This is a genomic window from Aureimonas jatrophae (assembly GCF_900104035.1).
GTDB classification, from domain to species: Bacteria; Pseudomonadota; Alphaproteobacteria; order Rhizobiales; family Rhizobiaceae; genus Aureimonas; species Aureimonas jatrophae.
Window position 1 is genome coordinate 76,567 of the sequence record NZ_FNIT01000013.1, and the last position, 26,295, is coordinate 102,861.

Below are 26,295 nucleotides of genomic sequence, written 5' to 3' on the forward strand. Positions count from 1 at the left end.
TTCGCTCCTCCCAAAAGAAGACAGATGCTCGAGATCAAGAACCTTCACGCCCGCATCGCTGATACCGACACGGAGATCCTGCACGGGCTCGACCTCGTCGTGGAGGACGGCGAGGTGGCGGCGATCATGGGACCGAACGGCTCGGGCAAGTCGACGTTGTCCTACATCATCGCCGGCCGCGAGGACTACGAGGTCACCGAGGGCGACATTCTCTACAACGGCGAGTCGATCTTGGAGATGGACGCTGCCGAGCGTGCGGCATCGGGCGTCTTCCTGGCCTTCCAGTACCCTCTGGAAATCCCGGGCGTCGCGACGATGACGTTCCTCAAGACGGCTCTCAACTCGCAGCGCAAGGCGCGCGGCGAGGGTGAACTGACGACGCCCGACTTCATGCGTCGTGTGAAGGAGGCCGCTGGCGACCTCAAGATCGACGCGGCCATGCTCAAGCGTCCACTCAACGTGGGGTTCTCCGGCGGCGAGAAGAAGCGTGCCGAGATTCTGCAGATGGCGCTTCTAGAGCCGAAGCTGTGCGTGCTCGACGAGACGGATTCCGGCCTCGACATCGACGCGCTGAAGATCGTCGCGGACGGGGTGAATGCGCTGCGCGGGGCCGATCGCTCGTTCCTTGTCATCACCCATTACCAGCGCCTGCTCGACTACATCGTGCCGGACAAGGTGCACGTCCTCTACAAGGGTCGCATCATCAAGACCGGTGACAAGGATCTGGCGCTGCAGCTCGAGAATGAGGGCTACGCACAGATCATCGGCGAGGCTGCCTGATGTCGGTTGCGAACCTTCCCGTCCGCACGCAGGCGGAACTGGCGCTGATCGAGCGGGCGGACCATGCGGGAGCGCTTGCCGACGGGCGCCGGCAGGAGGCGCTTGACTTGCTGCGCCAGAATGGGTTGCCGAGCCGCCGCGTCGAGGCGTGGCATTATACCGACCTGCGCGCGCTGCTCGGCCGCCAGGCGGCACCTTCGGGAGCGCGTACGGACGCGTCGTTCCTGTCGCCCTTCCTGCCGCATAGCGTCGTGGTCGACCTCGGCCGCGGTGCGGCCGGCAACGACGTCGCGCGCGGCGTCTCTGTCACGCAGGGCTACAGTGAACCCTCGCTCGAAGGGACCGCCAACCGCCTCGACCGCGACTTCGACACAGTGCGGGTCCTTAATGCGGCGCTTGGTGCCGGTGCGTCGACCGTAACAGTTGCTGCCGATACGGACGTCGAAACGCCGATCGAACTGCGTTCGCTGCCGCATGCCGGTGGGTCGCAGGGTGCATCCTCGGTCGTGCTGGGCGAGAACAGCAAGGCCGTTATCGTCGAGCGCGCGCCGGCGGAAGGCGCGGGCGCGGTGTCGACTGCAGTGCATACGCTGGAGCTCGGCGCGCGCGCCGACATTCTCTGGATCGTCGTCCAGGAGAAGGGCTTCGACGAGACGCATTTGGCGCAACTCAACGTGCGCTGCGCGACCGACGCCAAGTTTCGAATGTTCGTCCTGAATGCGGGCGGTGCGGTAATCCGGCAGGAGGTCCACGTCGAGACGGCTGGCGAGGGCGCGGCGATCGTGATCCGGGGCGTCAACCTCCTGGCTGACAACCAGCATGTCGATGTTACGACGACGCTTAACCACAACGCCGCCAACACGACATCGACGGAGATCTTCCGCAATGTCGTACTGGGCGGTCACGGCGTCTTCCAGGGCGTCATTCGCGTGGCGAAGGGCGCACAGAAGACCGACGCTCGCCTTGCTTGCAATACGTTGCTCCTCGCCGATGACGGCGACTTCTCGGCCAAGCCGGAGCTCGAGATCTTCGCCGACGACGTCCAGTGCGGCCACGGTGCGACGGCCGGCGAAATCAACGCCGACCATCTGTTCTATCTCATGAGTCGCGGCATTCCGCAGGCTCAGGCCCGCGCCCTTCTTGTGAAGGCGTTCGTCGACGAGGTCGTCGAGGAGATCGAGCACGAGGCTGCAGTGGAGGCGTTGGAGGCGCGGATCGATGAGTGGCTGGCGACGGAGCGCTAACGATTACGGGTCGACCGGCTCCGCTACGAGCCCGGCCCCATAATCTCATGGTCCGTTTTTAGGTCGTCGGTTCATCCCGGCCGTTCGGATTGTTTCAGGAGTTTCAGTCCCATGACTGTAGAGACGCTGGCGCGCGCCGACCACTTCGATGTCGAGGCCATCCGACGGGATTTCCCAATTCTGTCGAAGGAGATCTACGGCAAGCCGCTCGTCTACCTCGACAACGGAGCATCGGCGCAGAAACCCGAGGCGATGCTCGACGCTGTCCGCCGGGCGTATGCCGAGGACTACGCGAACGTGCATCGCGGATTACACTTCTTGTCCAACAAGGCGACCGAGGAGTTCGAGGCCGCCCGTGAAACAGTGCGCAACTTCCTGAACGCCCGTAGTGCCGACGAGATCGTCTTCACGCGGTCCGCAACGGAAGCCATCAACCTCGTCTCGTATGGGTACGGCGCAGAGGCGATCGGCGAGGGCGACGAGATCGTCCTGACGATCATGGAGCACCATTCCAACATCGTCCCGTGGCATTTCCTTCGAGAGCGCAATGGGGCGAAGCTGGTCTTCGTACCCGTCGCCGACGACGGTTCCATCGCGGTCGAGGATTTTGCGCGAGCTATCGGTCCCAAGACCAAACTTGTTGCCTTGACGCATATGTCGAACGTTCTGGGAACCGTTTCGCCCGTCAAGGACGTCGTCGCGCTGGCGCATGCTCATGGCGTTCCAGTGCTGGTCGACGGCAGTCAGGGGGCCGTCCACCTGCCGGTCGACGTCCAAGACCTGGATTGCGACTTCTATGTCCTGACGGGACATAAGATGTACGGACCGACCGGTATCGGCGTCCTGTATGGCAAGATGGATCGTCTCTCGGCCATGCGCCCGTTCAACGGCGGCGGAGAGATGATCGTTGAGGTGTCGGAAGAGGCGATCACCTACAACGCGCCGCCCCACCGCTTCGAGGCGGGAACGCCTCCCATCGTTCAGGCCATCGGTCTCGCTGCGTCTCTGGATTACATGATCCGCATCGGTCGCGAGCGGATCGCTGCTCACGAGGCACGTCTGCGCGATTATGCGCACGAGCGTTTGAGCGCGGTGAACTCCCTCAGGATCTACGGGCACGCACCGGACAAGGGGGCGATCGTCTCGTTCGATCTGGAAGGTATCCACTCGCACGACGTCGCGATGGTCATCGATCGAGAGGGTGTCGCAGTCCGGGCAGGCACGCATTGCGCCCAGCCGCTTCTCAAGCGCTTCGGCGCCACCTCGACATGCCGTGCCTCGTTCGGCATGTACAACACATTGGCCGAAGTCGATCGCCTCGCTGAAGCGCTCGAGAAGGCCCGAAAGTTTTTCGCTTAAGAGGAGTCGGGAAGCCTATGGATACCGACATCAAGACCTTACCGCCCGACGACCAGTCCACCGTTGCCGACACGGCTACGGCCAACGTTGCCATGGCCAATGTCGGTACCGCGCCGGCTTCGGCCATTCCGGCGGAGGAGCTGACCCGGATCACCGACGATATCGTTGCTGCCTTGAAGACGGTCTACGATCCGGAAATCCCCGCCGATATCTACGAGCTGGGTCTCATCTACAAGATCGATATCGACGACGACCGGAATGTCGACATTCAGATGACCCTGACGGCGCCCGGATGCCCCGTCGCCGGCGAGATGCCGGGGTGGGTTGAGAACGCGGTCGGCACCGTAGAGGGCGTCCAGATCGTGCGTGTGGAACTGGTCTTCGATCCGCCCTGGACTCCGGAGCGAATGAGTGAGGAGGCGCAGGTCGCGGTCGGCTGGTACTGATCCGCGATTGCGCCGGTCATGCGCCGCCACCATATTGAAGACACGCTTCGAAAGGTCCCCACCATGAGCCGTTTCTCTGTGATGAGCTTGACCGACGCTGCCGCCGAGCGCGTCAACGAGATCGTCGCGATGCGTGGGGGCGATGCGGCAGGCGTCAGGATCGGCATCAAGAAGGGTGGATGTGCCGGCATGGAGTACACGATCGACCTCGCCGAAGACGGAAGGCCCGGCGAGGACGTCGTGGAGCGCAACGGCGCACGCGTCTTCGTGGCGCCGGAGGCTGTGCTCTTTCTGCTGGGCACGCAGATGGACTATGAGGTGACGCGGCTGCGCTCTGGCTTCACCTTCAACAACCCGAACCAGACGTCAGCCTGCGGCTGCGGCGAATCTGTCGAGCTGAAGAAAGCCGATCTTGCCGCCCTTTCGGCCGCCCAGCATGCCTGATGCATCATGGACGAAGACTTCGTCCGTGAGATCTTCGCTTCGGAGGGACCGGTTCGGATCCGGCGCATGTTCGGCGGACAAGGCGTCTACCTGGATGGCCGGATCGTTGCGCTCGTCTTGAGCGGCGAACTGATGCTCAAGGGAGATGCCGACACCGAACCGGCATTCCTGGCGGCAGGCTCCCGACGCTGGACGTATCAGCGTCCCGGCGGGCGGCTGGTGGCCATGCCCTACTACACCTTCCCGCCGGACGCATACGATGACCCGGACGCGATGGCGATATGGGCTGCCCGTGCGCGCGAGGCTGCCGCACGGGTAGCCGCTGCAAACCCCGTCAGACGCCGGTCGCGATCAGCATAAAGGCGGGGATCTCGTCTCCGAAGCCGACCGGCGATGCCTCGTCGCGACCCTGATCGCGTCCACGCCGATCGCTCGTCCGATCGGGACGCTCCGGTCGCCGCGACGGTGCAGGACGCTCATCCATGATGGGCGCCGACAGGCTCTCCGCGATCGCGGGAACATCAGATGCGACCTCGACGTCAACCTGGGGCGCCGCGCCTCGTCCGCCACGTCGACGGTCCGACTCCCCATTGCGACGACCGGAGCCGCGAGACGAACCACGACGGCCGCCGCGGCTCTCCTCCACGCCGTCGTCCGCCGCTTCCGTCTGGGGCAGGGCGGACAGATCGCCCTGCAGCCACTCGATCTTTTGGTTGATCAAAGTCTCGATCGCGTCGAGATACTTTTTGTCAGCCTTGGAGACGAGCGTGAACGCCTTGCCCGATCGGCCGGCGCGGCCGGTGCGGCCGATGCGGTGAACGTAGTCCTCCGCATGGATTGGCACGTCGAAATTGAAGACGTGGCTCACAAGCGGAATGTCGAGCCCACGTGCCGCGACGTCGGATGCGACAAGAAGGGTGATCTTGTTGTCGCGAAAGGCCTGCAGCGTCGCCATGCGCGCGCGTTGGTCCATGTCGCCATGAAGAGCGCCGACCGAAAAATCGTGCTTCTCGAGCGAACGGGAGAGTGTCGCGACGTCGCGCTTGCGGTTGCAGAAGATGATCGCGTTGGTGAGATCGTCGCCCTGCGCGCGCACGAGGCCTCGCAGCGTCTCTCGCTTCTCGTAGTCTTCCTTGCGGGTCGCGACCAGCCGCTGCTCGACCGTCGTCGCCGTGGACGCGGCCTTCGCAACCTCGACCCGGACCGGGTTCTGCAGGAACTGCTCGGTCAGGCGCGTGATCTCCGGCGGCATGGTGGCCGAGAAGAAAAGCGTTTGGCGCGTGAAGGGGAGAAGCTTGCAGATACGCTCGATATCCGGGATGAAACCCATATCGAGCATGCGGTCGGCCTCGTCGATGACGAGGATCTCGACGCCCGTCAGAAGCAGCTTGCCGCGTTCGAAGTGGTCGAGAAGCCGGCCCGGCGTCGCGATAAGGACGTCGACGCCCCGTTGGAGCTTCTTTTCCTGTTCGTCGAAGGAAACACCACCGATCAGGAGCGCGACGTTGACCTTCTGGGCCGCGCCGTACTTCACGAACGACTCCTCGACCTGAGCGGCGAGTTCGCGCGTCGGCTCGATGATGAGCGTCCGCGGCATCCGCGCACGCGCGCGGCCCTTCTCCAGATGCGTCAGCATCGGCAGCACGAAGGAAGCCGTCTTGCCGGTTCCGGTCTGGGCAATGCCCAGCACGTCACGCTTGGCGAGTGCGTGGGGAATGGCTTGCGCCTGGATGGGAGTCGGCTCGGTATATCCGGCGGCCTCGACCGCGGCGAGGACCTTGGGGCTTAGACCGAGTTCAGAAAATGGCATGGACCAGCAAGTTCTCTCTCAACGGAGGTCGGAGTCGACAACCTGCGGCCGCCATGACGCCACTCGTTCGGGCGATAGGCGCAAGGTCGTGCGAAGTCAACCGCTTAAGCCCACATAAGCATCGGGCATAGCTCGGACAGGGATGTTACCCGACTGTTGTGACGATTACTGACCGTTCATACAACGACAAGGCACCAACTCAGTTTGTCGCAGGGCCGAACCGATAGGGCTCTCCCGGCGACAAGAAGAGTTCGTAGCTTTCCGCGATTTCACCGTCCAAGGGGACGATATCGAAAAAGACGGTCAGGTTGCTTTCCTGACCTGCCGCCGGTGGGTCGGCCCGGTAACCGACGACCGCACCCTCGATCGTTGCGATCTCGGTGATCTCGGTACTGGCGATGACGGTGTTGTTGCCACTCTTCTCCTCGATCTGCTGAACGAAGAAGCGGTTGCCTGTCGTCTCGCCGACGGGCTGCGTCATCACCGAACGCCAAATGCCGTGGCGGTCGTCCTGCGTCCAAGGGCCGAGGATCTGAACGTCGCCGATCATCGGCGCGAGGTTCGCGATGGCCGACAACACCACGCTATCCGTCGGCGCCACAGGGGCCGCCTCAGTGGCGGTCGCAGGCGCGGTGACCTTGGCTGGCGCTGGCTGTGCCTGCGTGTTTGGGGCAGGCGGCTGGTAGGGGGCCGGGGGAGTTGGAGGCGTGACGTCTTGCGCATACGCCGCCGTAGCAAGAAAGACCGACAGAGTGAGGATGGCGGCGCGCATGGGATGTGTCCCTGAAGACCTTCGATGAACCCGATCTATCGCCCCGACCGCCCTTTGCAAACCGACCGTCGCGTCAGACGTCAAGATCTTCCGCGAATGCCGCACGCTCCTGAATGAATCGGAAGCGCGCTTCCGGTTTGTTGCCCATCAGCGCATCCACCGTATCGGCCGTACCCGAACCGGGTGCCTCGTCGGCGTCGACGCGTAGAAGCGTGCGGCGCCGCGGGTCCATCGTCGTTTCCTTGAGCTGCGAGGGTAGCATTTCTCCAAGGCCCTTGAAGCGACTGACCTCGACCTTTCCTTTTCCCTTGAACTCACGCGCGACGATGCGTTCGCGATCGCGGTCGTCGCGTGCGTAGACGGTCTTTCCACCCTGCGTCAGTTTGTAGAGTGGCGGAACCGCAAGGAAGAGGTGCCCTTGGCGGATCAGTTCCGGCATCTCCTGGAAGAAGAAGGTGATCAGCAGCGAGGCGATATGCGCACCGTCCACGTCCGCATCCGTCATGATCACGATGCGCTCGTAGCGCAGATCGCTGTCCCGGTACTTCGTACGGGTGTCGCAACCGAGCGCTTGGATCAGGTCGGCCAACTGCTGGTTAGCGCCCAGCTTCTCGCGACCGGCCGAGGCGACGTTGAGTATCTTGCCGCGCAGAGGGAGAACGGCCTGGCGAGCGCGGTCGCGCGCCTGCTTGGCCGAACCACCGGCCGAGTCACCTTCGACAATGAAGAGCTCGGCGCCTGCGGCACCGTTCTGAGAACAGTCCGCCAGCTTGCCCGGCAGACGGAGCTTGCGGGTCGCGGTCTTGCGGCTGACCTCTTTCTCGGCGCGACGGCGAAGTCGTTCGTCCGCGCGCTCGACCACCCATTCGATCAGCCTTGCCGCGTCCTGCGGTGAGGACGCGAGCCAGATGTCGAAGCTATCGCGCAGTGACGTCTCGACGATGCGCTGGGCCTCTGCCGTCGCCAGTCGATCTTTCGTCTGACCGACGAATTCCGGCTCTCGGATGAAAACCGACAGCATGGCCGAGGCCGTGATCATCACGTCGTCGGCGGTGATGGAGGCGGCTTTCTTGTTTCCGGATATCTCCGCGAACGCCTTCAGGCCGCGAAGAAGAACCGCCCTGAGCCCCGCTTCGTGCGTGCCGCCCTCGGGCGTTGGAATCGTGTTGCAATAGGAACGGACATGACCGTCCGCCGCCGTCCAGCAAATCGCCCACTCGACCGCGCCGTGACCCGAGACCTTCTCTGTGCGTCCGGCGAAAATTTGCGAGGTGACGCGATGCTCGGAGCCGAGTGAGGCATCGAGATAGTCGCGCAATCCGCCGGGGAAGTGGAAAGACGCCCGGTCGGGTGTCTTGCCATCGGCAGCGAGCAACGACGCATCGCAGCTCCAACGGATTTCGACGCCGCCGAACAAGTACGCCTTGGAGCGCGCCATTGCGAACAGGCGTGCCGGATCGAAGCGTGCCTCATCGCCGAAGATCTGTGCGTCCGGCTTGAAGCGAACGCGGGTGCCGCGACGGTTCTGGATGTCACCGACTTCCACAAGCGGTGTCTGCGCGACGCCGCGGGCGTAGGTCTGCCGATAAAGCTTTCGATTACGGGCGACCTCGACCTCAAGTTCGGACGAGAGCGCATTCACGACCGAGACGCCAACACCGTGGAGCCCGCCCGATGTCTCGTAGACCTTCGAGTCGAACTTTCCGCCGGCGTGCAGCGTGGTCATGATGACTTCAAGCGCCGACTTGTCCTTATACTTCGGATGCGGATCGACGGGGATGCCACGACCGTTGTCTGACACGGACAGGGTGCCATCCGCCGCCAACGACACCTCGATGACGCTGGCATGGCCGGCGACCGCCTCGTCCATCGAGTTGTCGATCACCTCGGCAAAGAGATGATGGAGGGCCTTCTCGTCGGTCCCGCCAATGTACATGCCAGGCCGGCGCCGGACGGGCTCAAGGCCTTCCAGCACCTCGATATCGGCCGCGGTGTAGTCCGCTGGTTCGCGTGGCAATTCGACCGGCGCTCGCACGGTTCGTGCAGCGGAGGCGCGGGACGCTGCGGGGCGCGTTCGGACGGCGCCGCTGGCGAAGAGATCGTCGTTCATGCGGCCCTCGTCGGTCCGGGTCCGGGGCTGGGTTCCAAGCTGTCGAGGCATGGGAAAGGAGTATCCATTGCCGCGATGTTCTGCAAGCGTTCTCCTTAATCCTTCGCTAAGGACGGATTCGCCGGACCGAATTTGCCCTCGCATGAGGCGAGGGCGCAACGCTCGCGTTGCACGCTTCACGCTATCCCCATGCGGCGGACTGAAGGAGGCGGTGATCATGTTCGAACGATTTGCGGTTGCGGCGCTCGCCGCAGCGCTGATGGCGACGCCAGCGGCTGCACAGACGAAGATACCACCCTTCAAGGACGAACTGTTCCGCTATCCCGAGTTGACCGCTGCGCGCGACAACGGCGCGTTTCTCGACGTGCCCTACGATGAGGTACGCGACATCGATCGGCGGGACGAGATCCCTGAGCGACGCGTCACGCGTGCCTATGTCGACCTCGCGGTGGGACGTGCCCAAGACGAGGCGCTGTCGACGCCGGACGGCGAGGCGTGGGTGTCGAGCGTCGGGCGTACACGGGATGCCGAACTCATCGTTGTCTTCATGCACGGACGCAATGGCGACCGACGTCTAGGAATGAACGACTGGACCTTCGGGGGGAACTTCAACCGTCTGAAGAACCTCGTGGTGCGGGCGAACGGTCTCTATGTGACGGTCGACGGCGGAGCGCTCGGCCCCTCGGACGCCGAACGATTTGCCGCCGCCGTCACATTCATCGCCGATCGATCGCCGCGAAGCCGGCTGGTGCTCGCCTGTGGCTCGATGGGAGGCCATCTGTGTTGGCAGGCTCTGCTCAGGCCTAGCCTTGCCAAAAGGGTGTCTGGCGTCGTGCTGCTCGGCGCCAATAGCCGCGTCGGTGACCTCGACCCTGTTCTCGCGGCACGCGGCGGAACTCCGCTTCCGCTCCTGCTGGGGCAGGGGGCGCGCGATAAGGTCTACCCGCTTGCAGTGCAGCACGCGTTCTACGACGCAGTACGCCGACGTGCGGCCTATCCCATACGCTTCGTCGCCTTCGACGGCGGCAATCATGGCACGCCAATTCGTATGATCGACTGGCGCGATACGCTCAACTGGCTGCTTCAGCAGCGCTGAAACGAGAAAGGCCCCCGCAACGCGCGGAGGCCCTCGAAGCTGTCGATCGGTGACGGATCAGACGGAGTAGTACATGTCGTACTCGACCGGATGCGGCGTCATTTCGTAACGCAGGGTCTCGGCCATCTTGAGTTCGATAAACGCGTCGATCTGATCGTCGTCGAAGACGCCGCCGGCCTTCAGGTATTCGCGATCGCTGTCGAGTGCCTCGAGCGCTTCGCGCAGCGTACGGCAGACGGTCGGAATCTCCTTCAGCTCTTCCGGCGGCAGGTCATAGAGATCCTTGTCCATGGCTGCGCCCGGGTGGATCTTGTTCTTGATGCCGTCGAGGCCGGCCATGAGCATGGCCGAGAATGCCAGGTACGGATTTGCCGTCGGATCGGGGAAGCGGACCTCGACGCGCTTCGACTTCGGCGACTGGCCGAAGGGGATACGGCAGGAGGCCGAGCGGTTGCGGGCCGAATAGGCGAGCAGCACCGGCGCCTCGTAGCCCGGCACCAAACGCTTGAACGAGTTGGTGGAGGGGTTCGTGAAGGCGTTCAACGACTTGGCATGCTTGATGATGCCGCCGATGTAGAACAGCGCGTTCTCGGAGAGGCCGGCGTACTCGTTGCCGGCGAAGGTCGGCTTGCCGCCCTTCCAGATCGACTGGTGCACGTGCATGCCCGAGCCGTTGTCGCCGAAGATCGGCTTCGGCATGAAGGTCGCCGTCTTGCCGTAGGCGTTGGCGACCTGATGGATCACGTACTTGTAGATCTGCATCTTGTCCGCGTTGCGGACGAGCGTGTCGAACTTGATGCCGAGTTCGTGCTGCGCGGCTGCCACTTCGTGGTGGTGCTTCTCGACCGCGACGCCCATCTCGGCCATGACCGAGAGCATCTCGGAGCGCATGTCCTGGCATGAGTCGATCGGAGGAACCGGGAAATAGCCACCCTTGACGCGCGGACGGTGGCCGAGGTTGCCCGTCTCGTACTCGGAGTCGTCGTTGGACGGCAGCTCGGTCGAGTCGAGCTTGAAGCCCGTGTTGTACGGATCGGCCTTGTAGCGGACGTCATCGAAGATGAAGAACTCGGCTTCGGGACCGAAGAAGGCGGTGTCGCCGATGCCGGACTGCTGCAGGTAGGCTTCGGCCTTCTTGGCCGTGCCGCGCGGGTCGCGGTTGTAGCTCTCACCCGACACCGGATCGAGGATGTCGCAGTAGATGACCATGGTCGACTGCGCGAAGAACGGGTCCATGTGCGCCGTCTCGGGATCCGGCATGAGCGTCATGTCGGACTCGTTGATGGCCTTCCAGCCGGCGATCGACGAACCGTCGAACATCGAGCCTTCCGAGAACATGTCCTCGTCGACGATCGAAACGTCCATCGTGACGTGCTGCAGCTTGCCCTTCGGGTCGGTGAAGCGCAGGTCAACGAACTTGATGTCGTTGTCCTTGATCTGCTTGAGGATGTCGTTGGCCGAGGTCATCGGGGTCCTTCCTGTTGCGGGGTCTGGGAGCGAGGCGGGACGCGCGATCAGATCGCGTCGGAGCCCATCTCGCCGGTTCGAATGCGAACAGCCTCCTCGATCGAGGAGACGAAGATCTTGCCGTCGCCGATGCGTCCGGTCTGTGCGGCCTTGCGGATCGCCTCGACCGCGGCTGGAACAGCCTCGTCCGCGAGCACGATCTCAAGCTTCACTTTGGGCAGAAAGTCGACGACGTATTCGGCGCCGCGATAGAGTTCGGTATGGCCCTTTTGCCGCCCGAAACCCTTCGCTTCGATCACGGTAATACCCTGGAGACCAACGTCCTGAAGCGCTTCCTTCACTTCATCGAGCTTGAACGGCTTGATGATGGCCTCGACCTTTTTCAACGCTCCGTCCCTCCCATCTATCCTCGCCTCGAGTTCCGTTCGGGATCGCCGTAAGAACTGCAAGGCGCCACTTGGGCTTTCCGCCGTTGTGTAGCGTTTGGGGGAAAGCACGACCACTGGCGCCACGTCGGCAAATGCGGAACCATTCAGCAAATCCTGCAAATATTTTCAGCAGAGCGATGAGAAAATGAGCGACACCGACGAAGCTATCGGGACGCTACGCCTCGTTGAGCCGAAGGTAATGTCCGCCGCCGACACATATGCCGTCCGCATGGGCATTGCGTTATCTCAACTGATATCGCGGGCTGCCCAGGCCATCACGCAGCATATTGGCGACCGGACGCATGGTCTTCGGATCGCCATCCTCGCTGGGCCAGGAAACAATGGCGGCGACGGGGTCGCGGTCCAGGAACTGTTGAGTCGCGCCGGTGCCAATGTTCACGGGTTCGCGTTCGGTAGGTCGGATGTCGATTGGGCATCCATCGAATCGTTTCAGCCGGAGTCCTACGACTTTGTTGTCGATGCCCTGTTCGGCGGCGGGTTGACGCGCGATGTCACAGGTGAGGTTGCGGACGCTATTCGTCGGCTGAATGCCTCGTCCTGCCATATCCTGTCCGTCGATCTCCCCAGCGGTATCGATGGCGCGTCCGGGGCCGAGCGAGGCGTTGCCATTCGCGCGGACGAAACACTGACGTTCGTGCGTATGCGTCCGGGCCATCTGTTGATGCCTGGGCGGGAGTGCTGCGGTACCGTCACGGTTTCCGACATCGGTATGCCAGACGCAGCTTTGCTTGAAGCTCTTGCGGATCAGCAGCCGCTCTGGCGCAACACCCCGGACCTCTGGACGCCCGCGCTCCGCATGCCGACGGCGTCGGGACACAAGTTCGATCGTGGGCATGCGATCGTGCTGGGTGGGGGGGCAAGCCATACCGGTGCAGCCCGCATGACGGCCATGGCGGCGCTGCGAGCCGGGGCTGGCTTGGTCACGCTGCTATCCCCTGGGTCTGCGATGATGGTCAACGCCGCTCATCTGACAGCAGTCATGCTCCAGCGCTGCGACGACGCGGAGCAACTTACGATGCTCCTGTCCGATGATCGTTTGAACGCCGCCGCCATCGGTCCGGGGTTCGGAATTGGCGCCGCCGCCCGCGACTGCGCGCTTGCCCTGCTGGGAGCTGAACGCAAAGTGGTTCTGGATGCCGATGCGCTCACCTCTTTCCAAGCGTCGCCGGAGGCTCTGTTCGGCGCGCTAGGAGGAAAGGGCGACTGCGTGCTGACGCCGCACGGGGGGGAGTTCGCGCGCTTGTTTCCGGACATCGCGGCGCGCGAGGCGGCCAAGCCAGCCAAGGCGAGGGCCGCCGCTCAGAGAGCCGGAGCCGTCGTCGTCCTGAAGGGCGCGGATACGGTGATCGCCGCCCCCGACGGGCGTGCCGCCGTCAACGCGACGGGCACGTCCTGGCTGGCAACCGCCGGCTCGGGCGACGTTCTCGGCGGTATCATTCTGGGCCAGCTGGCCTCAGGCGTTCCCGCCTTCGAGGCTGCCTGTGCCGGCGTTTGGATGCATGGGCGAGCGGCGGAACTGTTCGGTCCCGGTCTGATTGCCGAGGATCTGCCCGGTTTGCTCCCCGCCGTGCTTCGCGAACTTGTTTGAGATCGCGAACGGGCCGCGTGGCAGGAACCCGCGCGTTACTCCGCAGCCTCAGCCTTGAGCGGCGCTCTTCGCTCCAGGAGGTCTTTGAGGAAGCGCCCGGTCCAGGAACGTGGGACCTTCACGATCTGCTCCGGCGTGCCTGTTGCGACGATCTCGCCGCCGCCGCTGCCGCCCTCCGGCCCGATGTCGATGACCCAATCCGCCGTCTTGATGACCTCGAGATTGTGCTCGATGATGACGACGGTGTTGCCCTGATCCACGAGCTCGTGCAGCACTTCGAGGAGCTTCGCCACGTCATGGAAGTGCAGACCGGTCGTCGGCTCGTCTAGGATGTAGAGAGTGCGCCCTGTGGCGCGGCGCGACAACTCCTTGGCCAGCTTGACGCGTTGGGCTTCGCCTCCTGAAAGGGTGGTCGCTTGTTGGCCCACCTTGATGTAGCCGAGACCGACCTCCTTTAGCGTCGCGAGCTTGTCGCGCACGGCCGGCACCGCGGAGAAGAAGTCGACGCCTTCCTCGACGGTCATGTCGAGAACGTCCGCGATGGACTTCTCCTTGAACGTCACCTCCAGCGTCTCGCGATTGTAGCGCTTGCCGTGGCAGACGTCGCAGGTGACGTAGACGTCCGGCAGGAAGTGCATCTCGATCTTGATGACGCCGTCGCCCTGACACGCTTCGCAGCGACCGCCCTTCACGTTGAACGAGAAGCGACCCGCCTGATAGCCGCGCGCCTTCGCCTCCGGCAGACCGGCGAACCAGTCGCGAATCGGCGTAAAGGCGCCCGTATAGGTCGCTGGGTTCGAGCGAGGCGTTCGGCCGATCGGCGACTGGTCGATATCGATGACCTTATCGAGAAGTTCGAGACCCTCGACCCGGTCGTGGTCCGCCGGAACGTCGCGTGCGTTGTTGATGCGTCGCGCTGCCGCCTTGAACAGCGTCTCGATCAGGAAGGTCGACTTTCCGCCACCTGAAACGCCCGTGACGCAGGTCATCACGCCCATCGGTACTTCCGCCGTGACGTTCTTGAGGTTGTTCCCCCTCGCGCCGACGACCTTGATGCCCTTGCCCTTTTGCGGCTTGCGCCGCTTGCGCGGCACAGGCACCCCAAGGCTGCCGGATAGGTACTGGCCGGTCAGCGAATCGGGATGGGCCATAATTTCGGCCGGGGTGCCGGACGCAATGACCTGTCCGCCGTGTACGCCCGCTGCCGGACCGATATCGACGACGTAGTCGGCCTGAAGGATCGCATCCTCGTCGTGCTCGACGACGATCACCGTGTTGCCGATGTCGCGCAGGTGCTTGAGCGTGACGAGAAGGCGTTCGTTGTCGCGCTGGTGCAAGCCGATTGACGGCTCGTCGAGAACGTAGAGGACGCCGGTCAGGCCGGAGCCGATCTGCGACGCGAGACGAATGCGCTGCGACTCGCCACCCGACAGCGTGCCCGAGGAACGTGAAAGCGTCAAATATTCGAGGCCGACGTCGTTCAGGAAGCGCAGGCGCTCGCGAATCTCCTTCAGAATGCGGACGGCGATCTCGTTCTGCTTCTGCGACAGCTTCTCCGGCAGTGTCTCGAACCAGCGTCCCGCCTCGCGGATCGAGAGCGCGGTGACCTCGGCGATGTCGCAGGTCGCAACCTTGACCGCGAGCGCCTCCGGCTTGAGGCGCGATCCGTGGCAGGCCGGGCAGGGGGTCGCCGACATGTAGCGCTCGATCTCCTCGCGCGACCAGGCGGAGTCGGTCTCCTTGTAGCGGCGATCCAGGTTCGGAACGATGCCTTCGAAGGTCTTCGTCGTCGTGTAGGAGCGCAGGCCGTCGTTGTAGCGGAACTCGATCTTGGTCTTGCCGGTGCCGTTCAGGATGGCGTTGCGCGCCTCGGCCGACAGAGCGGACCAACGGTCGGTCTGCTTGAAGCCGTAGACCCGGCCAAGCGCTTCCAGTGTCTGGCCGTAGTAGGGAGACGTAGACTTCGCCCAGGGCGCGATCGCCCCGCCCTTCAAGGTGCGCTCCTCGTCCGGGACGATAAGCTTTGGGTCGACCGCCTGCTGCGCGCCCAGTCCGTCGCAGCGCGGGCAGGCGCCGAACGGGTTGTTGAACGAGAACAGACGCGGCTCGATCTCGGGGATCGTGAAGCCGGACACGGGGCAGGCGAACTTTTCGGAGAACAAGAGTTGCTTCGGCTTGCCGTTCTCGTCGAGCCCGTCGGCAAACTCGGCGACGGCGAGACCCTCCGCCAGAGCCAATGCCGTTTCCAGCGAGTCGGCTAGACGCGCCTTGATGTCGCCGCGCACGACGACGCGGTCCACGACCACGTCGATGTCGTGCTTGAACTTCTTGTCGAGTGCGGGCGCGTCGGCGATGTCGTGGAACTCGCCGTCGATGCGGACGCGCTGGAAGCCCTTCTTCTGAAGTTCCTGCAATTCCTTCTTGAACTCGCCCTTACGCCCGCGGACGGTCGGCGCCAGCAGGTAGAGGCGCGTGCCCTCGTCGAGCGCCAGAACGCGATCCACCATCTGGCTCACGGTCTGGGACTCGATCGGAAGGCCCGTGGCAGGCGAGTAGGGTATGCCGACACGGGCATAGAGGAGACGAAGGTAGTCGTAGATTTCGGTGACCGTTCCGACCGTCGAGCGCGGATTCTTGGATGTGGTCTTCTGCTCGATCGAGATGGCGGGCGATAGACCGTCGATCTGGTCGACATCCGGCTTCTGCATCATCTCCAGGAACTGGCGGGCGTAGGCCGAAAGGCTTTCGACGTAACGGCGCTGGCCCTCCGCATAGATCGTGTCGAAGGCAAGCGACGACTTGCCCGAGCCGGAGAGCCCGGTCATCACGATCAGCTTGTCGCGCGGGATGTCGAGATCGACGTTCTTGAGGTTGTGCTCCCGCGCGCCACGGATCGAGATGACGTTCTTCATGGGCCCAATCTCGTGCTGGTCTCTGCCGCTCCCCATATCGGGAGCCGGTCGATGAATTCAAAGCCGAAGAGGGCGGTCGCGTTCCCTCTCGATTGCGTTCCGCGTTTGTTCTAAACTGGCTGACTGCCCGACGCAATGTGCCGCCGGCGCAGCAACTCTTGGGGACAGCGCAAGCCCGACACTATCGGATGCTGGCGGCTCGCCTTACGGTTCCCGCCCGGAAACATATGAGGAGACGCACCATGGCCGGTAGCGTGAACAAGGTCATCCTGGTCGGCAATCTCGGCGCGGACCCCGAAATCAAACGGCTGAACTCCGGCGATGCCGTGGCGAACCTGCGCATCGCGACCTCCGAGACCTGGCGCGACAAGAACTCCGGCGAGCGCAAGGAGCGCACCGAGTGGCACCAGGTCGTGATCTTCAACGACGGGCTCGTAAAGGTCGCCGAGCAGTACCTGAAGAAGGGCGCGAAGGTCTACATCGAAGGACAGCTGCAGACCCGCTCCTGGGACGACCAGTCGGGTCAGAAGCGTTATGCCACGGAGATCGTGCTGCAGCGCTTCCGGGGTGAGCTGCAGATGCTCGACGGCCGCGGCGGCGAGGGCGGATCAGAAGGCGGCTACGGTGGCGGTGAGCGCAGCGGCGGCGGCCGCGCCGGTGGTGGCGGCTACGGTGGTGGCGGTGGCTCGCGCGGCGGCAGCGGTGGCGGCTACGGCGGTGGTGGATCGAGCGATCGCGGCAGCCCGCGCCCGTCGCACGACATGGACGACGAGATCCCCTTCTAAGTCGGCAAGGTCATGGGATACGCTGTGCTCGGCGCGCCGTATCCCGCCTGGCGCGCGAGTTCGGCGACACCGTCCGCCACGAACTGGACGGCCAACGCTGCCAGCAGCACGCCAAGAAGGCGCGTGACGACCGCGCGGCCGGTCTGGCCGATCAAGCGGTCGAAGCGGTTTGCGACGGCGAGCAGCGCGTAGGTGGCTGCGATCACCGCGGCGATCACCATAAGCAGGCTCAACTGCCCGGCCGGCCCGGGCAGGGCGCCCGAAAGCAGGATCACGGCAGATATCGCGCCGGGTCCCGCCATGAGAGGAATCGCGAGCGGGACAGCCGCGATCTCGGACGCCTCGTGCTCCGTCATGGCGACTTCGGCATCGTGCTCCTTGCGCTTGCGACGTTTCTCGAACACCAGTTCGAACGCAATCCAGAACAGAAAGAGACCGCCTGCGACCCGGAACGCGCCAAGCGAGATGCCAAGCGCTTGAAGCACTACGACGCCGACGAGACCGAAGGCTGCGAGGATACCGAAGGCAATCAGACATCCGTTGCGCGCGATGCGGCGACGCTCGGCCATGGGCAGGCCCGGCGTCAGGCCGAGGAAAAGTGGCACCAAACCCACTGGGTCGATGATGACGAACAGCGTGATGAAGCCGTTCAGCAGCGTCTCGATCATGATGGGGTGTCCGGTTGCTTGTTGCGCGGCACTACGGGACGCCTCTTGCGATCGCAAGATACGGAGTACCCGACGCGGGACGGGCGGTATGGCTGCGACGTGCAATTCGCGTCGATCATGATTAAATAACCCGTATAGAGTCATGGCTTAGACCGTCGCACCGTTGCGCGGTCTTGGCAGCGGTCTAGACTACGCTGCCTCGAAATTATCGGGATTGTCCTTTGTCCGACGTCAACGAGAACGCCCCGCCGCCCGAGCGCCCGAGCGGCATCGAGCCCGTTTCCATCATCGAGGAAATGCAGCGCTCCTATCTCGACTACGCGATGAGCGTGATCGTCAGCCGAGCGCTGCCGGACGTGCGTGACGGTCTGAAGCCGGTTCATCGCCGCGTTCTCTACGCGATGCACGAGATGGGGCTCGTCTACAACAAGCCGTTCCGCAAGTCGGCCGGCGTCGTCGGCGAGGTGATGGGTAAGTTCCATCCCCATGGCGACTCCTCGATCTACGACGCGCTCGTCCGCATGGCGCAGGACTTCTCGCTGCGCGCGCCGCTGATCAACGGGCAGGGCAACTTCGGCTCGATCGATGGCGATCCTCCGGCCGCCATGCGCTACACCGAGTGCCGTCTGCAGAAGGTGTCGGAGGCGATCCTCACCGACATCGAGAAGGAGACGGTCGACTTCCAGGAGAACTACGACGGCCGCGAGTTGGAGCCGGTTGTGCTTCCTGCGCGCGTCCCGAACCTCCTACTCAATGGTTCGGGCGGCATCGCCGTCGGCATGGCGACGAATATCCCGCCGCATAACCTCGGTGAGTTGATCGATGGCTGCGTCGCACTCATCGACAACCCGGCCCTGACCCTGCCGGAGCTGATGGAATTCATCCCGGGCCCGGACTTCCCGACCGGCGCCATGGTGCTCGGCCGTGCCGGCATCCTGTCCGCCTACTCGACCGGCCGCGGTTCGATCCTGATGCGCGGCAAGGTTCATATCGAGCAGATGCGCGGCGACCGCGAGCAGATCGTGGTCACGGAAATACCCTACCAGGTCAACAAGGCGTCGATGATCGAGAAGATGGCCGATCTCGTGCGCGAAAAGCGCATTGAGGGCATCTCCGACATCAGGGACGAGAGCGATCGCGAGGGCTATCGCGTGGTCGTCGAGCTGAAGCGTGACGCTTCGGCCGACGTGGTTCTGAACCAGCTCTACCGATTCACGCCGCTACAAACGACGTTCGGCGCCAATATGGTCGCGTTGAATGGCGGCAAGCCCGAGCAAATGGCGCTGCTCGATATGCTGTCCGCTTTCGTTGCCTTCCGCGAGGAGGTGATCCAGCGTCGCACGAAGTACCTCCTGCGCAAGGCGCGAGAGCGTGCCCACGTCTTGGCGGGACTGGCGATCGCGGTCGCCAATATTGACGAGGTCATCAAGCTTATCCGCCATGCGCCCGATCCGACGACGGCCCGTGAACAACTCATGGAGCGGGAATGGGATGCGAAGGATATCGCACCGATGATTCGGCTGATCGATGATCCGCGCCACCGCATCTCGGAAGCGGGCACCTATCGCCTGTCGGAAACGCAGGCCCGTGCGATCCTCGATCTGCGTCTCCAACGCCTGACAGCTCTCGGTCGCGACGAGATCGGCGACGAGCTGACCAAGATCGGGCAGGAGATCCGGGAATATCTCGAGATCCTGTCGTCCCGCGTTCGCGTCCGCGAGATCGCCAAGGAAGAGCTTTTGGCCGTCCGCGAGGAGTTTGCGACACCCCGACGCACAGAACTGACCGAAGGCGCTGCCGATCTTGAGGATGAGGACCTGATCCCGCGCGAGGATATGGTCGTCACCGTCAGCCATGGCGGTTACATCAAGCGCGTGCCTCTCAGCATCTACCGCGCGCAGCGTCGGGGCGGGAAGGGCCGCTCGGGCATGACGCTGAAGGGCGAGGAAGACTCCGTCACCCGCCTCTTCGTAGCCAATACTCACACGCCGGTTCTCTTTTTCTCCTCGCGCGGCATCGTCTACAAGGAGAAGGTGTGGCGCTTGCCGCTCGCCAACCCGCAGTCGCGCGGCAAGGCCCTTGTCAACATGCTCCCGCTTGAGAAGGGCGAGCGTATCACTTCGATCCTGCCTCTGCCCAACGACGAGACCGCGGCCGGCGAGCTGAACGTCATGTTTGCGACAACCAAGGGCACGGTCCGTCGCAACAAGCTGTCCGACTTCATTCAGGTGAACCGGAACGGCAAGATCGCGATGAAGCTCGAGGAGAGCGGCGACGAGATCTTGGCCGTCGCGACCTGTTCGGAGGATGACGACGTTCTCCTGACCGCGGCCAGCGGACAGTGTATCCGCTTCCGCGTGCCGGACGTGCGGGTCTTCGCGGGTCGCAACTCGGTCGGCGTGCGTGGCATGGCGCTTGGCGATAGGGATCGCCTGATCTCGATGGCGATCCTGCGGCACGTCGAGGTGACCCCGGCCGAACGTGCGGCGTATGGCAAGATGCGCCGCGCCGTTGAAGGCGAGGGTGCTGCCGTCGATGCAGCGGACGACGAGGTGGTCGAGGAGGTCTCGCTCAGCCAGGAGCGTTACGCGTTCCTCAGTGCTGCCGAGGAGTTCGTGCTCTCACTCAGTGAGTTCGGTTACGGCAAGCGTTCGTCGAGTTATGACTTCCGCGTCACGGGACGTGGGGGGAAGGGCATCCGGGCGACCGACGTCTCGAAGATGAGCGAGATCGGCTCATTGGTCGCAAACTTCCCGGTCGAGTCGGGCGATCAGATTCTGCTGATATCGGACCGTGGACAGATGATCCGCGTCCCGGTCGAAGGCATCCGTATCGCCGGCCGCGCCACAAAGGGCGTTACGATCTTCAATACGGCCGACGGTGAGCGCGTCGTATCGGTCGAGCGCATCCCGGATCAGGGAGGCGAGGATACCCAGGTGGAAGGGGAATCGATCTCAGGCGTCGAGCCAGACCAACTGTCCTGACCCGGTATTATTATTGAATGGAGCCGCTCCCATTTGAGAGCGGCTTCCCTTCATTCAGCGGAACAGACGATTGCGACGAGCCGTGGCGCGAATGCGAACGCGTTGAGCCTCGTTGTGTGTGGCAATGGCGGTCGCCGTCACGAGAGCCGACACCATGGTGAGGCAAAGGGCAAACAGCAGCATCGGTCGTCTCCGGTTTCGGACACTTAAATGACAAGTCGACGGACTTCGTTCCGTCAGCATTTTCTTCACCAAGATCGGTGCTGTCACGTCGCGGCGCAAGACACGACATGCTGCGACGAGATGGCCGAACGTTGCCGCCCTGCTCGAAGGAGGCATGCATGAAAACCGCGCTCTACACCGGCTCTTTTGATCCGCCGACGCTCGGTCATCTCGGCGTGCTGCAATCGGCGCTGCGCCTCTTCGACCGTGTGGTGGTGGCCATTGGGGTACATCCGGGAAAGACACCGTTCCTCTCCGCAGATGAGCGTGCCCGCCTTCTCAGAGCCTGCTGTGACGACCCGCGCATGACCGTCGTCTTCTTCGATGGACTGGCGATAGATGAAGCACGGCGCCAAGGTGCCGATGCGATGGTTCGGGGGCTGCGCGACGGCACCGATCTCGACTACGAGATGCAAATGAGCGGCATGAACGGGACGATGGCACCCGATATCGAAACGGTGTTCTTGCCGGCTCGGCCTGAGCTGCGGCCCATAACGGCCACATTGGTTCGCCAGATCGCCGCGATGGGCGGGGACGTGTCATCCTTCGTGCATCCCCTCGTCCGGGAAGCCCTTACGTCCGGTATCTCGCGGCGCTGACGCCGCATTGGAGTCAACGATGAAGCTGTTCGCCGCCCTTGGTCTCGCCGCTGGTCTGCTGATCAGCACCGCTCCCGCCTTCGCGCAGGCCGCGGACGCGCAGAACACCCTCGTCATTCAGACAGACAAGGGCGAGATCGACGTCGCGCTACGTCCCGACTTGGCACCCAAGCATGTCGAGCAGATCAAGGCGCTTGCTCGCGAGGGTTTCTACAACGGCGTGGTGTTCCATCGTGTCATCGACGGCTTCATGGCCCAGACCGGCGATCCGACGGGCACGGGCATGGGCGGCTCCGACAAGCCGGACCTGAAGGCCGAGTTCTCGAAGGAGACGTTCGCGCGCGGTACGGTCGGCATGGCGCGCTCGAGCAATCCCAACTCCGCCAACTCGCAGTTCTTCATCATGCTGGCGGACGGCCCGTTCCTCGACGGTCAGTACACCGTCGTCGGCAAGGTGACCAAGGGTATGGATGTCGTCGACAAGATCAAGAAGGGTGACGCAAACGCCAACGGCACGGTGCAGAACCCCGACAAGATGGTGAGCGTGAAGGTCGCATCCGACCCGAAGTAAAGAAGTCGGCCGATCGGAGCGGTGCTTGCCAGCGTCCGCCCGATCGGCCATGCAGGCGCATCGCACGGGCGGCGCAACGCTGCCCGACGACCAGCAATCGTTGCAAAGGAGAGGGCATGGCCTTCGACAACCCCGAAGATACGCTCGTCCTCGAGACCACCAAGGGCCGCGTCGTGATCAAGCTGCGGCCCGACCTCGCGCCGAACCACGTGTCGCGCGTGAAGGAACTGGCGCGCGAAGGTTTCTACGACGGTGTCGTCTTCCACCGCGTGATCGACGGCTTCATGGCGCAAACCGGTGATCCGACGGGTACTGGCTCTGGCGGCTCCGACAAGCCGGACCTGAAGGCCGAGTTTTCTTCGGAGCCGCACAAGCGCGGAACGGTTTCGGCCGCACGCACCGCCAACCCGAATTCCGCGAACTCCCAGTTCTTCATTTGCTTCGAACGGGCACCCTGGCTCGACAAGCAGTATTCGGTTTGGGGCGAGGTGATCGAGGGTATGGACGTCGTCGATCAGATCAAGCGCGGCGAGCCCGTGCGCGATCCCGACTCCATCACGACGATGCGTGTCGCAGCGGACGCCTGAGCGACTCCGGCATTGATCATGCGGGTCGATCTTTTCGACTTCGACCTTCCGGAAGAGCGGATCGCATTGCGGCCCGCTCTTCCGCGCGAGTCGGCCAAGCTTCTTTTCGTTCCCTCAAGCGGTCCGCTTGCCGACTGGCATGTTCGGGACCTGCCGGATTTGTTGCGGCCCGACGATGTGATCGTTCTCAACGATACGCGCGTCATTCCAGCCCAGCTGCACGGAACGCGCCGGCGGGGTGATGCGGTCGCGAAGGTCGATGTCACACTTCACATGCGCACGGCTCCCGACATTTGGCAGGCCTTCGTCCGTCCCGCGAAGAAGCTGGCCATCGGCGAGACCGTCGAGTTCGGCGACGGACAACTCGTGGCCCATGTCGGTTCGAAGGGAGAGGCGGGCGAAGTCGAGCTTCGCTTCGACCGGACCGGTCCCGACCTCGACGCAGCGGTCGCAGTCGTCGGCGTCCTCCCGCTTCCTCCCTACATCGCGTCGCGTCGTCCCGTCGATGCCGCCGATGCGTCCGACTATCAAACCTCGTTCGCACGCGAACCCGGCGCCGTCGCAGCTCCGACCGCCGGCCTCCACATGACGCATGCGTTGCGTGATGAGTTGGCCGGTCGGGGCATCGCCGCGGAATTCGTGACCTTGCACGTCGGCGCGGGCACGTTTCTACCTGTCAAGGCTGACAATACGAGCGAGCATCGGATGCACTCCGAAATCGGGATCGTCGATTCCGACGTCGCTGCTCGTCTGACGGCCTATCGCCGCGCCGGACGTCGCATCGTTGCGATCGGCACGACGTCGCTGCGACTGCTTGAAAGCGCTGCGTCGGAGGATGGCTCGATCCAGGCGTTTTCCGGCGCGACGGACATCTTCATCACACCTGGCTATCGTTTCCGCGCCGTTGATGCACTCCTGACGAACTTCCACCTTCCGCGCTCGACGCTCTTCATGCTGGTCTCCGCTTTCCGTGGGCGGGATCGCATGCAAGCCGCCTATCGTCATGCGATCGGAGCCGAGTATCGTTTCTACTCCTATGGCGACGCCTGCCTTCTGGAGCGCAAGGATCTTCCGTGAACGCCCATACGCCCGACGCGCCTGCTGCGGATTTCTCCTTTCGCCTGATCGCTGAGGATGGGCGCGCGCGTCGCGGTGAGATTCGTATGCCGCGTGGGACCGTGCGCACCCCCGCCTTCATGCCCGTCGGGACTGCGGCGACCGTCAAGGCGATGTATCCGGGGCAGGTGAGGGAACTCGGTGCCGACATAATCCTAGGCAACACCTATCACCTGATGCTGCGGCCGGGTGCCGAACGCGTTGCTCGCCTCGGCGGTCTACACGAGTTTGCTCGCTGGCCGCATCCGATTCTGACAGATAGCGGCGGCTTCCAGGTCATGTCGCTTTCGGCCCTGCGACAGATGAGCGAAAAGGGTGTGACGTTCCGCTCTCACATCGATGGGTCTACCCACGAGATGACGCCGGAGCGCTCGATCGAGATCCAGGGCCTTCTTGGCAGCGACATACAGATGCAACTCGACGAATGCATCCGCTTGCCTGCCGATCGTGAGGAAATCCGACGCGCGATGGAATTGTCGCTGCGGTGGGCGGAGCGTTGCGCGGTTGCATTTGGGACGCAGCCGGGAAAAGCGATGTTCGGTATCGTGCAAGGGGGCGACCAGCCGGACTTGCGCATTCGATCGGCGGAGGCCCTGACCGCTCTTGAACTCAAAGGTTACGCCGTCGGCGGTTTGGCCGTCGGCGAACCGCAATCCGTCATGCTGGCGACGCTCGATGAGACGCTGCCATCGCTTCCGCGCTTGAAGCCACGCTACCTCATGGGGGTCGGTACGCCGGACGACATTATCCAGTCGGTCGCGCGCGGCATCGACATGTTCGACTGCGTGATGCCGACGAGGGCAGGGCGTCACGGACAGGCTTTCACGCCGTACGGGCGGCTCAACTTGCGCAACGCCAAACACGCCGAGGATACCCGTCCCTTGGACGAGACGTCGGACTGTCCGGCAAGCCGCGACTACTCGCGAGCCTACCTCCACCACCTCGTCAAATCCGAGGAGACGTTGGGTTCCATGCTGCTCACCTGGCACAACCTCGCCTACTACCAGACGCTGATGGCTGGCATCCGGGCGGCCATCGACGCCGGGCGCTTCGAGACGTTCAGGGCTGAAACGACGGCGCGCTGGACGGGTGGTGAGGAAGGCTGACGGCGGAACCCGATCAGGTACTGACGTCGGTTCCGCGACGGATCGCACAACTCGTGATCTTCAACGAGCCATCGGGTTGCCGCTCGAGCGTATAGCTCGCGATCCAGCTGCGGCCCTCGCGATCCGTGATGAACACCTCCTGCCGTAATCCCGATCCCTCAGTGCCGATCGGCCCGTAGGTTACGTCGTTCGCTTGATAGACCGGCGCGTAACCGTTCATCACCATGGCGAGAAAGCCTTCGGGTGTTGGGAAGATCGCTCGAATGCCCGGCGCCGCGAAGCTGTAGGCTGCGTCCGCGTTTCCCTGACGAAAAGCCTGCATCTGCGCCGAGATAACCGCTCGCGTGTCGGACGCATCATCCGCCCGCGCCGGAAGCGCGTACATCCCCATCACCATCGCGACGGTCACGACTGCAACTGTCTGTAGCGTCAATCTACCCACGTTCTCGCCCTCATCTCACGCCGCAACGGGCACGACATTGCACAGAGATACGAATGCGAATGGATGACAGTTTCCAGCCCCGCACAGGCGCTTGGGCGGGCACTCGGCGAAGAAAATGAGAAAAATGCATTTTCTTCCCCCGACCCGCTTGACCCGTCTGGGTGGTTCCCCCTATAAACCGCTCATCGACGACGGCGGTGGCGCCGGGGCGGACGGGACGAGGCACTGAGGTGCTGGTTTGGTTCGCCGGAAAGTTGAGCTGCGGGTTGGTTTCGGGAGTTTTCTTCCGGGGTTGGTCTGGCGGCTCGGTTTTGCGCCTTCTGCGTTTGGTGTCGGACGAGATCTGAGTGTTCCTGAGGGATGCTTGAGGGTTGTTGGCGCAAGCTGGTGATCCGGACGACGGGCTTTTTGGGTCTGGCGTGTTCTTTGACAACTGCATAATGTGAGAAGAAAGAGAGACGTGGACGGCGGTGTTGCGCTGAGGACGAGAAGGGCTGGCTTATCCTTTGCTGGCTTGGACGTCCGAGGAACGAGCCGGATCGGACACGTTTCGTGAGAGAAGAAGCTGATGGCTTTGGACCTGGTTGGGAGAGATCCTGTCTGGGTTTTGGGTTCATCAGAGCTTCGTCTTTTGCTTTGAGACAGTGTGACGGTCAGGCAAGCTCTTATATCAAACCTGAGAGTTTGATCCTGGCTCAGAACGAACGCTGGCGGCAGGCTTAACACATGCAAGTCGAA

At 63.4% G+C, this 26,295-nt stretch carries 24 protein-coding genes and 1 rRNA gene; 16 read left to right on the forward strand and 9 right to left on the reverse strand.

What is annotated here, in order from left to right:
- Positions 1-24 precede the first annotated feature (24 nt).
- The 6 genes from sufC to BLQ76_RS19455 all read left to right on the forward strand — a co-directional run bounded on the left by sufC (position 25) and on the right by BLQ76_RS19455 (position 4,633).
- Positions 25-780 carry a Fe-S cluster assembly ATPase SufC gene (sufC, locus tag BLQ76_RS19430; protein WP_090676723.1) on the forward strand — a complete coding sequence of 252 codons (756 nt, stop codon included), beginning with the start codon at positions 25-27 and terminating at the stop codon, positions 778-780.
- Positions 780-2,024, forward strand: coding sequence for a Fe-S cluster assembly protein SufD (gene sufD, locus BLQ76_RS19435; RefSeq protein WP_090676724.1), 1,245 nt, complete (start codon positions 780-782; stop codon positions 2,022-2,024). The genes sufC and sufD overlap by 1 nt, the downstream gene beginning before the upstream one ends.
- A gap of 111 nt (positions 2,025-2,135) precedes the next feature.
- Complete coding sequence (locus tag BLQ76_RS19440) at positions 2,136-3,383, forward strand: cysteine desulfurase (protein WP_090676726.1); 1,248 nt, start codon at positions 2,136-2,138, stop codon at positions 3,381-3,383.
- Positions 3,384-3,475: 92 nt separating this feature from the next.
- Positions 3,476-3,829 (forward strand): SUF system Fe-S cluster assembly protein, encoded by a 354-nt coding sequence (locus tag BLQ76_RS19445; RefSeq protein ID WP_090676769.1) that lies wholly within the window; start codon positions 3,476-3,478, stop codon positions 3,827-3,829.
- 63 nt (positions 3,830-3,892) lie between these two features.
- On the forward strand, positions 3,893-4,273 hold the full coding sequence (sufA, locus tag BLQ76_RS19450) for a Fe-S cluster assembly scaffold SufA (protein ID WP_090676728.1): 381 nt from the start codon (positions 3,893-3,895) through the stop codon (positions 4,271-4,273).
- Positions 4,274-4,279: 6 nt separating this feature from the next.
- Positions 4,280-4,633, forward strand: coding sequence for a TfoX/Sxy family protein (locus tag BLQ76_RS19455; RefSeq protein WP_090676729.1), 354 nt, complete (start codon positions 4,280-4,282; stop codon positions 4,631-4,633).
- Here the strand turns inward: BLQ76_RS19455 and BLQ76_RS19460 are convergent.
- From BLQ76_RS19460 to parE, 3 genes are all read right to left on the reverse strand, one after another.
- Positions 4,608-6,083, reverse strand: a complete 1,476-nt coding sequence (locus tag BLQ76_RS19460; protein ID WP_090676731.1) for a DEAD/DEAH box helicase — start codon at positions 6,081-6,083, stop codon at positions 4,608-4,610. The genes BLQ76_RS19455 and BLQ76_RS19460 overlap by 26 nt on opposite strands.
- 199 nt (positions 6,084-6,282) lie before the next feature.
- Positions 6,283-6,855, reverse strand: a complete 573-nt coding sequence (locus tag BLQ76_RS19465) for a hypothetical protein (RefSeq protein WP_139184073.1) — start codon at positions 6,853-6,855, stop codon at positions 6,283-6,285.
- A gap of 73 nt (positions 6,856-6,928) precedes the next feature.
- Positions 6,929-8,965: a DNA topoisomerase IV subunit B gene (parE, locus tag BLQ76_RS19470; RefSeq protein ID WP_090676734.1), complete on the reverse strand. Its 2,037-nt coding sequence runs from the start codon at positions 8,963-8,965 to the stop codon at positions 6,929-6,931.
- 211 nt (positions 8,966-9,176) lie between these two features.
- Between parE and BLQ76_RS19475 the strand changes: the two genes are divergently transcribed.
- The gene (locus BLQ76_RS19475; RefSeq protein ID WP_170842681.1) at positions 9,177-10,061 is read left to right on the forward strand and encodes an alpha/beta hydrolase family protein; all 885 of its coding nucleotides are present in this window, start codon (positions 9,177-9,179) and stop codon (positions 10,059-10,061) included.
- Between the two features lie 57 nt (positions 10,062-10,118).
- Here BLQ76_RS19475 and glnA read toward each other — a convergent pair whose 3' ends face one another.
- Together glnA and BLQ76_RS19485 are read right to left on the reverse strand one after the other, a co-directional pair.
- Positions 10,119-11,528 (reverse strand): type I glutamate--ammonia ligase, encoded by a 1,410-nt coding sequence (gene glnA, locus BLQ76_RS19480; protein ID WP_090676737.1) that lies wholly within the window; start codon positions 11,526-11,528, stop codon positions 10,119-10,121.
- A gap of 47 nt (positions 11,529-11,575) precedes the next feature.
- Positions 11,576-11,914, reverse strand: a complete 339-nt coding sequence (locus BLQ76_RS19485; protein ID WP_062015898.1) for a P-II family nitrogen regulator — start codon at positions 11,912-11,914, stop codon at positions 11,576-11,578.
- A gap of 187 nt (positions 11,915-12,101) precedes the next feature.
- Here BLQ76_RS19485 and BLQ76_RS19490 point away from each other — a divergent pair, with 187 nt between their 5' ends.
- Positions 12,102-13,565 (forward strand): NAD(P)H-hydrate dehydratase, encoded by a 1,464-nt coding sequence (locus BLQ76_RS19490; protein ID WP_090676738.1) that lies wholly within the window; start codon positions 12,102-12,104, stop codon positions 13,563-13,565.
- A 35-nt stretch (positions 13,566-13,600) separates the two neighbouring features.
- On the opposite strand, the gene uvrA is transcribed toward BLQ76_RS19490, so the two are convergent.
- Entirely contained in the window at positions 13,601-16,513 is a 2,913-nt protein-coding gene (gene uvrA, locus BLQ76_RS19495; RefSeq protein WP_425285181.1) for an excinuclease ABC subunit UvrA, read from the reverse strand.
- Between the two features lie 206 nt (positions 16,514-16,719).
- Between uvrA and ssb the strand changes: the two genes are divergently transcribed.
- Positions 16,720-17,262, forward strand: a complete 543-nt coding sequence (gene ssb, locus BLQ76_RS19500) for a single-stranded DNA-binding protein (protein WP_090676741.1) — start codon at positions 16,720-16,722, stop codon at positions 17,260-17,262.
- Here the strand turns inward: ssb and BLQ76_RS19505 are convergent.
- Positions 17,259-17,930 carry a MarC family protein gene (locus BLQ76_RS19505; protein ID WP_090676743.1) on the reverse strand — a complete coding sequence of 224 codons (672 nt, stop codon included), beginning with the start codon at positions 17,928-17,930 and terminating at the stop codon, positions 17,259-17,261. The genes ssb and BLQ76_RS19505 overlap by 4 nt on opposite strands.
- 221 nt (positions 17,931-18,151) lie before the next feature.
- Here BLQ76_RS19505 and gyrA point away from each other — a divergent pair, with 221 nt between their 5' ends.
- A complete protein-coding gene (gene gyrA / locus BLQ76_RS19510) occupies positions 18,152-20,914 on the forward strand; it encodes a DNA gyrase subunit A (RefSeq protein WP_090676744.1) in 2,763 nt (920 codons plus the stop codon).
- 54 nt (positions 20,915-20,968) lie between these two features.
- On the opposite strand, the gene BLQ76_RS22710 is transcribed toward gyrA, so the two are convergent.
- A complete protein-coding gene (locus BLQ76_RS22710) occupies positions 20,969-21,097 on the reverse strand; it encodes a hypothetical protein (protein WP_280140084.1) in 129 nt (42 codons plus the stop codon).
- Positions 21,098-21,255: 158 nt separating this feature from the next.
- On the opposite strand from BLQ76_RS22710, the gene coaD reads away from it, so the two are divergent.
- The 5 genes from coaD (at position 21,256) to tgt (ending at position 25,115) form a co-directional block, all read left to right on the forward strand.
- Positions 21,256-21,735 carry a pantetheine-phosphate adenylyltransferase gene (gene coaD, locus BLQ76_RS19515; RefSeq protein ID WP_090676746.1) on the forward strand — a complete coding sequence of 160 codons (480 nt, stop codon included), beginning with the start codon at positions 21,256-21,258 and terminating at the stop codon, positions 21,733-21,735.
- A gap of 19 nt (positions 21,736-21,754) precedes the next feature.
- Positions 21,755-22,306, forward strand: a complete 552-nt coding sequence (locus BLQ76_RS19520) for a peptidylprolyl isomerase (protein WP_090676747.1) — start codon at positions 21,755-21,757, stop codon at positions 22,304-22,306.
- A gap of 116 nt (positions 22,307-22,422) precedes the next feature.
- Positions 22,423-22,893 carry a peptidylprolyl isomerase gene (locus BLQ76_RS19525; RefSeq protein WP_090676749.1) on the forward strand — a complete coding sequence of 157 codons (471 nt, stop codon included), beginning with the start codon at positions 22,423-22,425 and terminating at the stop codon, positions 22,891-22,893.
- A gap of 18 nt (positions 22,894-22,911) precedes the next feature.
- A complete protein-coding gene (gene queA, locus BLQ76_RS19530) occupies positions 22,912-23,970 on the forward strand; it encodes a tRNA preQ1(34) S-adenosylmethionine ribosyltransferase-isomerase QueA (RefSeq protein WP_090676770.1) in 1,059 nt (352 codons plus the stop codon).
- On the forward strand, positions 23,967-25,115 hold the full coding sequence (gene tgt, locus BLQ76_RS19535; protein WP_090676750.1) for a tRNA guanosine(34) transglycosylase Tgt: 1,149 nt from the start codon (positions 23,967-23,969) through the stop codon (positions 25,113-25,115). The genes queA and tgt overlap by 4 nt, the downstream gene beginning before the upstream one ends.
- A 13-nt stretch (positions 25,116-25,128) precedes the next feature.
- On the opposite strand, the gene BLQ76_RS19540 is transcribed toward tgt, so the two are convergent.
- A complete protein-coding gene (locus BLQ76_RS19540) occupies positions 25,129-25,524 on the reverse strand; it encodes a DUF4864 domain-containing protein (protein WP_244519736.1) in 396 nt (131 codons plus the stop codon).
- 705 nt (positions 25,525-26,229) lie between these two features.
- On the opposite strand from BLQ76_RS19540, the gene BLQ76_RS19545 reads away from it, so the two are divergent.
- Positions 26,230-26,295: ribosomal RNA gene (locus BLQ76_RS19545) — 16S ribosomal RNA — on the forward strand; the annotation flags it as partial.

Coding starts and splice junctions, on each gene's coding strand:
- parE (WP_090676734.1), bottom strand. CDS start 8,965: ATGAACGACGATCTCTTCGCCAGCGGCGCCGTCCGAACGCGCCCCGCA.
- BLQ76_RS19505 (WP_090676743.1), bottom strand. CDS start 17,930: ATGATCGAGACGCTGCTGAACGGCTTCATCACGCTGTTCGTCATCATC.
- uvrA (WP_425285181.1), bottom strand. CDS start 16,513: ATGGGGAGCGGCAGAGACCAGCACGAGATTGGGCCCATGAAGAACGTC.
- BLQ76_RS19465 (WP_139184073.1), bottom strand. CDS start 6,855: ATGCGCGCCGCCATCCTCACTCTGTCGGTCTTTCTTGCTACGGCGGCG.
- BLQ76_RS19460 (WP_090676731.1), bottom strand. CDS start 6,083: ATGCCATTTTCTGAACTCGGTCTAAGCCCCAAGGTCCTCGCCGCGGTC.
- BLQ76_RS19525 (WP_090676749.1), top strand. CDS start 22,423: ATGGCCTTCGACAACCCCGAAGATACGCTCGTCCTCGAGACCACCAAG.
- BLQ76_RS19520 (WP_090676747.1), top strand. CDS start 21,755: ATGAAGCTGTTCGCCGCCCTTGGTCTCGCCGCTGGTCTGCTGATCAGC.
- ssb (WP_090676741.1), top strand. CDS start 16,720: ATGGCCGGTAGCGTGAACAAGGTCATCCTGGTCGGCAATCTCGGCGCG.
- BLQ76_RS19445 (WP_090676769.1), top strand. CDS start 3,476: ATGGCCAATGTCGGTACCGCGCCGGCTTCGGCCATTCCGGCGGAGGAG.
- BLQ76_RS22710 (WP_280140084.1), bottom strand. CDS start 21,097: ATGCTGCTGTTTGCCCTTTGCCTCACCATGGTGTCGGCTCTCGTGACG.
- queA (WP_090676770.1), top strand. CDS start 22,912: ATGCGGGTCGATCTTTTCGACTTCGACCTTCCGGAAGAGCGGATCGCA.
- sufA (WP_090676728.1), top strand. CDS start 3,893: ATGAGCCGTTTCTCTGTGATGAGCTTGACCGACGCTGCCGCCGAGCGC.
- glnA (WP_090676737.1), bottom strand. CDS start 11,528: ATGACCTCGGCCAACGACATCCTCAAGCAGATCAAGGACAACGACATC.
- sufD (WP_090676724.1), top strand. CDS start 780: ATGTCGGTTGCGAACCTTCCCGTCCGCACGCAGGCGGAACTGGCGCTG.
- coaD (WP_090676746.1), top strand. CDS start 21,256: ATGAAAACCGCGCTCTACACCGGCTCTTTTGATCCGCCGACGCTCGGT.
- BLQ76_RS19440 (WP_090676726.1), top strand. CDS start 2,136: ATGACTGTAGAGACGCTGGCGCGCGCCGACCACTTCGATGTCGAGGCC.
- sufC (WP_090676723.1), top strand. CDS start 25: ATGCTCGAGATCAAGAACCTTCACGCCCGCATCGCTGATACCGACACG.
- BLQ76_RS19455 (WP_090676729.1), top strand. CDS start 4,280: ATGGACGAAGACTTCGTCCGTGAGATCTTCGCTTCGGAGGGACCGGTT.
- BLQ76_RS19490 (WP_090676738.1), top strand. CDS start 12,102: ATGAGCGACACCGACGAAGCTATCGGGACGCTACGCCTCGTTGAGCCG.